Here is a 9616-nt window from a genome sequence, read left to right on the forward strand (position 1 = left end):
CGAGAGCCACGCCTTTTCTTATGATCAGCCAAACGAAACGACATCAGCGAAGCAAGCAGGAGCCGGGGAAAACGCCTCTCCTGTAAGGTTCTAAAATAAACTTACTAACGTCTCCGGCGAACCCTTCCCTTCTGAAAAGATATCGTTTTTGTTTTTTCTATTCAAATAGAATCATAGGAGCCATTTGAAAAGTGTCGGACACAATATAAGCCGACCCGCTCTATCGAGTCGACTCCCTTAAAAAAACCTCTGTAAATCCTGCTTCGTTTATTTGATGAAGCGGATATTCTGTGGAGGCCAGAAGGTCAAGTTCGCCCGGCCGACGATCTCCTCCTGCTGTACAAATCCGATCTGTCTGCTGTCGATGCTGTTCTGACGATTGTCCCCCAGAACAAAGACGTGATCTTCCGGCACCGTCTGTTCATCCGTCAGATCCTGCAGGGTGAAATCATCGGTGAAACCATCGGCACTAGCTTCCGATCTCGGCTCCTCCAGAAACTCCTCCTCTACTTCTGTTCCGTTGACATACAGCGTATCCGACTCATAGTAAAGCTCATCTCCCGGCAGTCCAATGATTCGTTTGATGTAATCCGACTCTTCGTCCGCATGAAAGATGATGAGGTCAAAACGTTCAGGTTCTGCAATCTCATAGCCGATTTTATCTACAATAATCCGCTCTCCATCCTGAATCGTCGGCATCATCGACTGACCGTATACAATGTAGTTTGTGAACATAAATTCTCGGATCACAAACGATAAAATCAGCACAACAGAAGCCGTTTTCGTGACTTTCCACAAAGCCCGCAGCCAGAACGGGCGCCTGTTCTGCTCTTGATTGTCGTAGTCCAGCATCATGCCCCTCCTCCCGCAAACCTCTTCCTATTATTTACCCTGACTGCCAGAGGCTAAACTGGTATTATCAGGCTTTCGCTTCCTTCATTTACAAGGTACAATAAATACAATGCTAACGAGAAAGAAGGATGCTCTGTGCGGTTATTTACCGGATTTACAGCAGTACTTATATTTATCCTTATTTTTGCAGCGATGTACCAGCAGCTCTCGCGTGAAGTGATCCAGGCGGAGCCGATTGACCGGGTACTGTCTGAACGCATCGAGTTTGACGATGTCCTGCTTGCTGCCAATAGTAGAATTCTCGACCGCAGCGGTACCGTCGTATCGGATGTGTACTCCGCTGAGAACCGTATTTTTCTTCCATACGCAGAAATACCGGGGATTGTAAAAGACATGTTCCTTGCCGTGGAGGACCGGAAATTTTATGCACATCAAGGCTTTGATGCCAACGGGATTGCACGCGCACTTATGGTCAACCTTCAGGCGGGTGATATCGATGAGGGCGGCAGTACCATCACACAACAGGTAGCACGCAACTTGTACCTGTCGCATGAACAGACATACGAAAGAAAATTATCGGAGCTCCTTCATGCCTACCAAATGGAGCAGGAAATGACGAAAGAAGAGATTTTTGAGCTGTATCTGAATTCCATCTATTTTGCCAACGGTGTTTATGGGATCGAAGCGGCAGCCAGCTTTTATTTTGATAAAACGACGAGCGAGCTGTCTCTCGGAGAGCTCAGCTATATTGGAGGCATCCCGAACAGCCCATCACGGTACAACCCGCTCGAACACCCTGAAGCTCTAAAAGAAAGACAGCAGACGATGCTGCAGCGGATGCTCGCAGAAGGACATATTTCCGAGGAGGAAGCAGCGGCGGCTGAAGCGGAAAGCATTGAACTGAACCTGCGGGAACGAACAGATAACGCTCCGGATTATGTTACTTATGTGTATCACGAACTGGAAGAGCTGATCGCGGAAGAAGAGGGGTTCAACCGTCGGCTGGAATCTGCTGAAGAAGCAGAACGCAGTGTGATACGGGAAGCTCTGGCAGATAGGATTGAGCAGGTGCTTCAGAGCGGTGTGACTATCGAGACTGCCATGCATCCGCAGCAGCAGGACCATGTCGTCCAGCAGATCAACAGCAGGCTCGGGAACACAGGAGTGCAGGCAGCAGCTGCTGTCGTTGATCACAGTGCGGCAGAGATTACCGCGATTACCGGAGGCGTCGGCTATGATAAATTCGACTTTCACCGGGGATTTCAAAGTTTCCGTCAGCCAGGGTCCGCACTAAAGCCGCTCCTTTCCTTTGGGCCTTACCTGGAGGAACAGCCAAATATTCATGCCGGGTCTGTGATTAATGCTGGTCCATTTTCTTACAATGGATACACGCCCCGCAACTTCGGAGGAGGCGTTTACGGTCACGTCACCGTCCAGGAAGCATTGAAAAATTCATACAACACCGCGGCGGTACGTATGCTTCATGATATCGGTATAAGCACCGGCTTCAGCTATTTGAACCGTCTGGAATTCTCCCGGATCCAAGAGGGGGATGAACATCTCCCTGCTGCTCTGGGCGGACTGAGTGAGGGCGTCAGCGTCCGTGAGCTGACCCAGGCTTATTCCATCTTCGCTGCAGACGGCGTCTATCGCTTCCCGAGAGCGATACGCGGGGTGTTTGATCAGCATGGAGAACTTCTCTATGAATGGGAAGACCGGTCCCGTCGCATTTTCGAAACCGAAACAAATCAATCCCTCCGCGCCATGCTGAGACGGGTAGTTGAAGATGGAACGGGTACCGAGGCATTCTATGCCCACGAAGGATACCTCGGCGGGAAAACAGGGACGACAAATGATTACCACGACCTTTGGTTTGTCGGCAGCAGCAGCACCTATACGACCGGCCTCTGGATGGGGCGAGATCAAAGGGAAAGCATCGTTTCTATGAGCGAAGCAAATGCGCATACAGGATTATGGCGCTCGATCATGGAACAGCTTCCTCAATAGCGGCGCTGTTCAAAGACAGCAGCCCGAGGTTCGACTCCTTTTGGGCGTCAGCGTTCCGCCGCAGCTTTTATTCAGGCACGCCGTACTGTAGAAACGAACAAACAAGATGGTGTCTTGCGGCAGCCATCGCTGCTTCCCTCGACATTACTTCTATCATGTTATCACGCGAACAAAACCCCCGCGGCTCCTTCTGCCGCGGGGGTTATCAAGTTCATGCAGGTGTCGGGACATAAACAGAGCTGTTCCTCGTAAAACCGAGGCTTCCTCTGGAGTCTTCGCTGACAGCAGCGGTGTTCTGGATTTTCACTAGATTGGCAGACTCGCAACCACACTGGTGTAGAGGCGTAGTAGAATATATCCGACAACGCTGAAGAACGCAGACCAGAAAAACAGATGGAAGAAAATCAACCCCATCAATCGGAATGGTCCCATCGTCATGCTTACTCGATATACGAAATAGATGAAATACACCGTACACGAGAGAAGAAAGGCGCCAGCGGCAAGCTGTATTTCAAAGCTGAGCAGAAGCGATGCGATCGAGCCTGCGAGGAAAATCCAGGATCCTTTTTTTACGATCCGGTAATCCACCCCTTCCTCTTCTTTAGAGAAAAAGAGCAGCGAAAGCTCATTGACCGTGTCTGCAATAAGCTTCAGCGCTGCAAACAGCATAAAGAAAAAGAGCCAGATCGTGATCACAATAGTGATCGTAATCCCCTGTTCGGAGAAAAATTCGACCATCCCGCTGTACAATCCTAGTTCCCGTAAATAGGACATGATCAGGGACTCCAGATAGACTGCTGCGGCGAGACTGAAGAAAACGATTGATATTAGTGGAAAATGACTTGTTAAGTACGCATTTCTCATCCGGCACGGCTCCTGTGTTTCAAGACTTATCTTCCTTATTATATCAGATATGGCGCACTCCAGGGGAACTTGAATAAGAAGGAATACGCCCGTGTCTATAGACACCGACAGACAGCCGCCATCTGGCTTTTATGAAAGCGTATCTACACTTGGTAAGAACAACAGCGCAAAGCCGCCTTCATTCTGCTGTGCCATTTCCTGCGCAGTAAAAAGCCGTCAGCACCCTCTCCGTATGGATAATGGAGAACGGGTGGCTGACGGGATGCATCTGTTTCCGCGTGCCTGCTGCTACAAATGATGTTTTGCTTCGTACTCAAAGATCTTATTGCTCTGTGTCGGGCTTGTATCCAGATTTTCTCTTCTCGGCTTGTGCGCCTTCTTGAAAGCATCGCTGTGAATCCAGTTTTCGTAATCTTCTCTGCTTTCCCATTTCGTTAAAACGACCGGATGATTTTCTTCTTCTTCAGGATGAAGAAACATGAAATCGAGGCATCCGGGTACCTCTCTCATCTTTTCAGCACTCTCGGAGAAACGAGAAGCTACATTCTCTCTGCCTTCAGGTGGAACGTGAAGCCGGTTCATGACAACGTACATTAAGACCCCTCCATCATCCTTAACAGGACGCAGTATTCGTTTCACTCGCCTTCATTATATCCCTTCGCAATATCGTCAACAAGGATCCAGCATCGATACTTTTCTTCCTACCTCGTTCATGGTATATTACAAGTAGACAGCTGATAAGGAGGCGGATGAGATGGACTTGATCCTCATTCTGGGTGTATGTCTCGTATTTCTCGTGTCGATCTTGACGGCAGGATACGATGCAAAAGCGAATAAAAACTAAACAATCCCCAGTCAAAGGCGCAGTGCGCCTTTTGTTGTTTGTAAAGAGTGCAGCTGCTGCAGGAACTTCAGTGGAGAACGAAACTCCGGCTATCCTCGAGAAGCGGGAGGACCAACGACCTCTTTTTAATACAAACAGAGACAAGCTTACTCGAACAAAAGCGCAGAGCGCCTTTTGTTCGGAACGGTGTGCGGCATCGCTGCAGGTTCTTAGAGGGATGCATGGGTTCTTCATGCTTCCCGAGCAGCCGGCTGCGCCGTTCCCCTGTATGAAAACTTATACATGCTTATACTTTTAAAAAACGCTTAGATCCTTCCGGGATCTAAGCGTTTTTCTTTGATAAGCGGACTACCATAATGGGCCGCTAAGGCTGCTGCGGCTCCTTGAGATCAAGAGGGTGAAAGTGCTGCTGCCGCATCGCCTCATAGACGAGAACCGCTGCCGCATTCGACAGATTGAGCGATCGTACATGGCTTGTCTGAGGAAGGTACAAACAAGGATACGAATATGCCTGCAGCAGTTCTTCCGGGAGTCCCGTCGTTTCCTTTCCGAATACAAAAAAATATGCTTCCTCCGTGTCGGAAAAGTCCCATTCCGTGTAAGAAGAGCCTCCTGTTGTTTCAACAAAATAAAACCGGGCCTCCGGCCATGCCGCAGCAAGGGAAGCAAAATTGTCATGATAATGCACGTTTACTTTCGGCCAGTAATCACATCCGGCTCTTTTTAACATGCGGTCCTCTGTCGAAAAGCCGAGAGGATGAATAAGGTGCAGATGACTGTTGGTTCCCGCACACGTCCGCGCAATATTTCCTGTATTCGCGGGTATTTCCGGTTCATGTAATACGATATGTACAGACATCAGCTCGTCCTTTCTTCAGCTGGAGATGGTGCCCAGCTGTTTGATGAAATGTTTGATTTCCTCTTCCTCAATATCACTGCCGATGATTTGATACCGGGGCATCTGTTTCGGCGTGTATTCATAAAGGTCATTCAGCCTGACAAACGTGAACTGCGTGGTTTCCGTATCAAGCATACTCCAGACACCGACAAAATCATCAATACGCATAATGTCTTCATTTTCCGGCAGAGCAGATGGATAGAGCTGTTCTGCACCGGTCAGATAACGACGGAGCAGATCATCATCCAGGCCTTGAATATATGGATCCTGTATGAGCTCCAGATGCCCTCTGCTCTCCAGACTGAATTCTGCAATAACGAGACTTTCTTCTTCGATAAATTCATTAAGTTTCCACTCTCCCGGCAGTTCTTCCGGGGCTATTACACGAAAGGGAGTCGCACGATCCGCTTCTGCAAAAGAAGCTTCACTGGCAGCGCAGCCGCCGAGCAGAAGCAGGATGCCTACAATTAAGTACTTCATCATCATTTACACAGCCTTTCCGCTGTTCTTCCCCCTCTCGTTTTCCTGCTTTTACATGGAAACGCTCGACACATGCTCTGCCTCGAGACGAATGAGCCTCTCTTTTATATCAAGTCCGCCGGCATAACCGACCAGCGAGCCATTTGCTCCGACGACACGATGACACGGGACGAGAATCGGTACTGGGTTTTTGTTATTGGCACCTCCGACAGCTCGGACGGCTTTCGGCACCCCCATGGCAGCGGCAATCTCTTTATAAGATCGGAGCTCACCATATGGGATTAATTGAAGCTGGTTCCAGACGAGCTTTTGAAACGTCGTCCCCTTCAGAGGCAGAGGAGTCTCAAAGGACCTTCTCGTTCCACGGAAGTATTCCTGCAGCTCTTGTTCCGCCTGCGTTAAATAAGGATGGGATTCTTCCAGCACCTCGTATTTTTCGTAACGAAGAGACTGCTTCCACGAGGCAATATCGCTATAGGCCGCGCGGACGATTCCTTGATCAGTGGCAGCGATAGTGATCGGTCCCGTCTCCATGTCCAGTTCACGGGCGAAGAGGTGTATCATGATTATTTTCCTCCAGGCGTATATTTAATCTCTCACAGGCTGCTGTTATTTCTTCGGAGGTTTCAGGATCCGTTTCTTCCGTCAGCGCCCGCGGCAGAGCAGCGCCGGAGGCTTCTGTATACTCCAGCATGCTGAGTGACCATGCCGCGGCCCCCCGAAGGACCGGCCGGGGATCATCATGAAGCACCTTGATCAGGGAAGGAACAGCAGACTGTTCTTTCAGCGTGCCCAAGGCCATGACCGCGTTCCGTTGAATCGGTTTTTTCCCTCTCCAAGAGCCTGCCATAGTGCCATAAAGCCGTTTAAATTCTCTATTGGAAAGGAACAGCAGCGGTTCAAGCAGGGGCTTCACTTTCTCTGGGTCCGGCTCCAACTCTTCGTGACGATGTTCGTCGATACCTTTATTCTCCGGACATACCGTCTGGCACGTATCACAGCCGTACACCCGGTTTCCAATCTTCTTCCGAAACCGTTCCGGCACGGAAGTTTTTGTCTGCGTTAAAAAGGCGATACAGCTTCCAGCGTCCAGCTGTCCCCCCTGCACCAGTGCTCCTGTAGGACAGGCATCGATGCATTTGGTACACGTTCCACACTGTTCTTCCAGCGGGACATCCGGTTCGAGGGAGATAGATGTAATCATTTCCCCTAAATATACATAGGATCCAAACTCGGGAGTGATGATTGCACAGTTTTTAGCAGACCACCCGATGCCGGCACGTTCAGCTACGGCGCGGTCCGCCAGCTCCCCGGTATCCACCATCGATCTCGTTCGGACTCCCGGAATCTTTTCCGCAAGAAACGTTTCCAGCGCTGCAAGCTTCCTGCGGAGCACATCATGGTAATCTTCCCCCCAGGAGGCACGGCAGAAAACACCGCGTCTCGCACCCTTTTTGGAAGGCGGGGATTCCTTCAGCTTCGATGGGTACGCAATCGCAATGGAGATAATCGTCTTTGCCTCTCCGAGCAGTAGAGCAGGTTCTGTTCTCTCCTCAATCGACCCTTTTTCAAACCCGGACTCATATTCGTTTTCCTGCTGCGTCTGCAGCCGGTCTTTTAATGTCAAAAACGGATCCGCACTGGCGAAACCGATTTTATCAATGCCAATGTCTTCCGCAAATTGCTTGATTTCTTCTTTTAAGTGTTCCACGATATCCTCCCAAAAAAAGCAGTAATCTTCCCTTCGGAAATCACTGCAGGCACGGACAACAATGTACATGGAGAAGTCTACACCCGCCGTCAATGGATGTCAAATCCGTCGATAAAATAAAAAAAGCACCGGAAACCGGTGTTTAGACACTATTGGTAGCGAAGGTGGGATTCGAACCCACAAGCCCGAAGGCACGGCATTTTGAGTGCCGCGTGTATGCCAGTTCCACCACTTCGCCCTGTTTTATAAAGTTGGTGCCGAGGGCCGGACTCGAACCGGCACGGTAGTATACCTACCGCAGGATTTTAAGTCCTGTGTGTCTGCCAATTCCACCACCCCGGCAGGGACTCTCCCATGTAACGCATCAAATATGTATGGAGGCGACAACCGGATTCGAACCGGTGATGGAGGTTTTGCAGACCTCTGCCTTACCACTTGGCTATGCCGCCTCAACATGGAGCGGGAAACGGGATTCGAACCCGCGACCCCCACCTTGGCAAGGTGGTGCTCTACCACTGAGCTATTCCCGCAGGAATGGCAGGGCTAGCAGGATTCGAACCTGCGAGTCACGGAATCAAAATCCGATGCCTTACCGCTTGGCTATAGCCCTATTATATAAGATGGGGCGGCTGATGGGAATCGAACCCACGAATGCCGGAATCACAATCCGGTGCGTTAACCACTTCGCCACAACCGCCAGGATGAGTGGAATGGTGGAGGGGGAGAGATTCGAACTCCCGAACCCGAAGGAGCGGATTTACAGTCCGCCGCGTTTGGCCAACTTCGCTACCCCTCCACGCGTCTAATCCGTTATTTTACCTTTGTACTGCTTGTATGGAGCAAAAGATAAAATGGTGCTGGCCAGAGGACTTGAACCCCCAACCTACTGATTACAAGTCAGTTGCTCTACCAATTGAGCTAGGCCAGCATAGTGGTGGCTCGGGACGGAATCGAACCGCCGACACACGGATTTTCAGTCCGTTGCTCTACCGACTGAGCTACCGAGCCGTTATGTAATTGGTTGCGGGGGATGGATTTGAACCATCGACCTTTGGGTTATGAGCCCAACGAGCTACCAGACTGCTCCACCCCGCGGCGGTATGAATGGTGGAGGATGACAGGCTCGAACTGCCGACCCCCTGCTTGTAAGGCAGGTGCTCTCCCAACTGAGCTAATCCTCCATATAGAAATTCAGCAGCGTCCTACTTTCGCAGGGGGAGAGCCCCCAACTATCATCGGCGCTGGAGAGCTTAACTTCCGTGTTCGGCATGGGAACGGGTGTGACCTCTCCGCTGTTGCTGCTGAATATTGTTGGTGACCCGTACGGGATTCGAACCCGTGTTACCGCCGTGAAAGGGCGGTGTCTTAACCACTTGACCAACGGGCCTTATCTGGCGGAGAGCGAGGGATTCGAACCCTCGGTACGGGATAAAACCGCACACACGATTTCCAATCGTGCTCCTTAAGCCACTCGGACAGCTCTCCAGATTGATGGCTCCACCGGTAGGATTCGAACCTACGACCCATCGGTTAACAGCCGATTGCTCTACCACTGAGCTACGGTGGAACGGGAAAAGTAAAGAGGTTATGTTCCTTCTAAGTAAAATCTATCCTCTCAAAACTGGATAACGCGCTGCGAATCGTGCATGATCGGTGTCTTAGTCTTCCGCGTCCAAAATCACTTGGTTAAGTCCTCGATCGATTAGTATCTCTCAGCTTCACGTGTCGCCACGCGTCCACACGAGACCTATCTACCTCATCATCTCTGAGGGATCTTACTCACTTTCGTGATGGGAAATCTCATCTTGAGGGGGGCTTCATGCTTAGATGCTTTCAGCACTTATCCCGTCCACACGTAGCTACCCAGCGATGCTCCTGGCGGAACAACTGGTACACCAGCGGTGTGTCCATCCCGGTCCTCTCGTACTAAGGACAGCTCCTCTCAAATTTCCTGCGCCCG

General features: G+C 50.5%; 8 protein-coding genes, 14 tRNA genes and 2 rRNA genes. 1 reads left to right on the forward strand and 23 read right to left on the reverse strand.

The genetic code is table 11. From position 1 onward, the window contains the following. Positions 1-267 precede the first annotated feature (267 nt). Entirely contained in the window at positions 268-855 is a 588-nt protein-coding gene (gene lepB, locus G477_RS0112935; RefSeq protein ID WP_051288018.1) for a signal peptidase I, read from the reverse strand. A 132-nt stretch (positions 856-987) separates the two neighbouring features. On the opposite strand from lepB, the gene G477_RS0112940 reads away from it, so the two are divergent. Continuing rightward, positions 988-2859, forward strand: coding sequence for a transglycosylase domain-containing protein (locus tag G477_RS0112940; RefSeq protein WP_026698308.1), 1872 nt, complete (start codon positions 988-990; stop codon positions 2857-2859). Between the two features lie 306 nt (positions 2860-3165). Here the strand turns inward: G477_RS0112940 and G477_RS0112945 are convergent, their stop codons facing one another. From G477_RS0112945 to G477_RS0113055, 22 genes are all read right to left on the reverse strand, one after another. Then, positions 3166-3723, reverse strand: coding sequence for a DUF5366 family protein (locus tag G477_RS0112945; RefSeq protein WP_026698309.1), 558 nt, complete (start codon positions 3721-3723; stop codon positions 3166-3168). A 288-nt stretch (positions 3724-4011) separates the two neighbouring features. Next, on the reverse strand, positions 4012-4317 hold the full coding sequence (locus tag G477_RS0112950) for an antibiotic biosynthesis monooxygenase family protein (RefSeq protein ID WP_026698310.1): 306 nt from the start codon (positions 4315-4317) through the stop codon (positions 4012-4014). Positions 4318-4931: 614 nt separating this feature from the next. After that, positions 4932-5426 carry a tRNA (cytidine(34)-2'-O)-methyltransferase gene (locus G477_RS0112960; RefSeq protein ID WP_026698311.1) on the reverse strand — a complete coding sequence of 165 codons (495 nt, stop codon included), beginning with the start codon at positions 5424-5426 and terminating at the stop codon, positions 4932-4934. 15 nt (positions 5427-5441) lie between these two features. Further along, positions 5442-5948 carry a hypothetical protein gene (locus G477_RS0112965; protein WP_156897353.1) on the reverse strand — a complete coding sequence of 169 codons (507 nt, stop codon included), beginning with the start codon at positions 5946-5948 and terminating at the stop codon, positions 5442-5444. 48 nt (positions 5949-5996) lie between these two features. Beyond that, positions 5997-6509 (reverse strand): methylated-DNA--[protein]-cysteine S-methyltransferase, encoded by a 513-nt coding sequence (locus G477_RS0112970; protein ID WP_026698313.1) that lies wholly within the window; start codon positions 6507-6509, stop codon positions 5997-5999. Continuing rightward, positions 6487-7656 carry a tRNA epoxyqueuosine(34) reductase QueG gene (gene queG, locus G477_RS0112975; protein WP_342664187.1) on the reverse strand — a complete coding sequence of 390 codons (1170 nt, stop codon included), beginning with the start codon at positions 7654-7656 and terminating at the stop codon, positions 6487-6489. Before queG ends, G477_RS0112970 begins: the two co-directional genes overlap by 23 nt. Positions 7657-7809: 153 nt before the next feature. After that, a tRNA-Leu gene (locus tag G477_RS0112980) sits at positions 7810-7894 on the reverse strand. Positions 7895-7908: 14 nt separating this feature from the next. Further along, positions 7909-7998 (reverse strand) — tRNA-Leu (locus G477_RS0112985). Positions 7999-8031: 33 nt separating this feature from the next. Next, positions 8032-8105 (reverse strand) — tRNA-Cys (locus G477_RS0112990). 6 nt (positions 8106-8111) lie between these two features. After that, positions 8112-8186 (reverse strand) — tRNA-Gly (locus tag G477_RS0112995). A gap of 5 nt (positions 8187-8191) precedes the next feature. Next, positions 8192-8266 (reverse strand) — tRNA-Gln (locus tag G477_RS0113000). Positions 8267-8277: 11 nt separating this feature from the next. Further along, positions 8278-8353 (reverse strand) — tRNA-His (locus tag G477_RS0113005). 14 nt (positions 8354-8367) lie between these two features. Further along, positions 8368-8452 (reverse strand) — tRNA-Tyr (locus G477_RS0113010). 56 nt (positions 8453-8508) lie between these two features. Beyond that, positions 8509-8584 (reverse strand) — tRNA-Thr (locus G477_RS0113015). A gap of 4 nt (positions 8585-8588) precedes the next feature. After that, positions 8589-8664: transfer RNA gene (locus G477_RS0113020), tRNA-Phe, on the reverse strand. A 10-nt stretch (positions 8665-8674) separates the two neighbouring features. Next, positions 8675-8751, reverse strand: a tRNA-Met gene (locus G477_RS0113025). 10 nt (positions 8752-8761) lie between these two features. After that, positions 8762-8837: transfer RNA gene (locus G477_RS0113030), tRNA-Val, on the reverse strand. 8 nt (positions 8838-8845) lie between these two features. Next, positions 8846-8962: ribosomal RNA gene (rrf, locus tag G477_RS0113035) — 5S ribosomal RNA — on the reverse strand. 6 nt (positions 8963-8968) lie between these two features. Then, a tRNA-Glu gene (locus G477_RS0113040) sits at positions 8969-9043 on the reverse strand. Between the two features lie 5 nt (positions 9044-9048). Then, positions 9049-9141: transfer RNA gene (locus G477_RS0113045), tRNA-Ser, on the reverse strand. A gap of 7 nt (positions 9142-9148) precedes the next feature. Next, positions 9149-9223, reverse strand: a tRNA-Asn gene (locus G477_RS0113050). A 115-nt stretch (positions 9224-9338) separates the two neighbouring features. Then, a 23S ribosomal RNA gene (locus G477_RS0113055) occupies positions 9339-9616 on the reverse strand; the annotation flags it as partial.

Source organism: Alkalicoccus chagannorensis DSM 18086 (genome assembly GCF_000429725.1).
Lineage (GTDB): Bacteria > Bacillota > Bacilli > Bacillales > Salisediminibacteriaceae > Alkalicoccus > Alkalicoccus chagannorensis.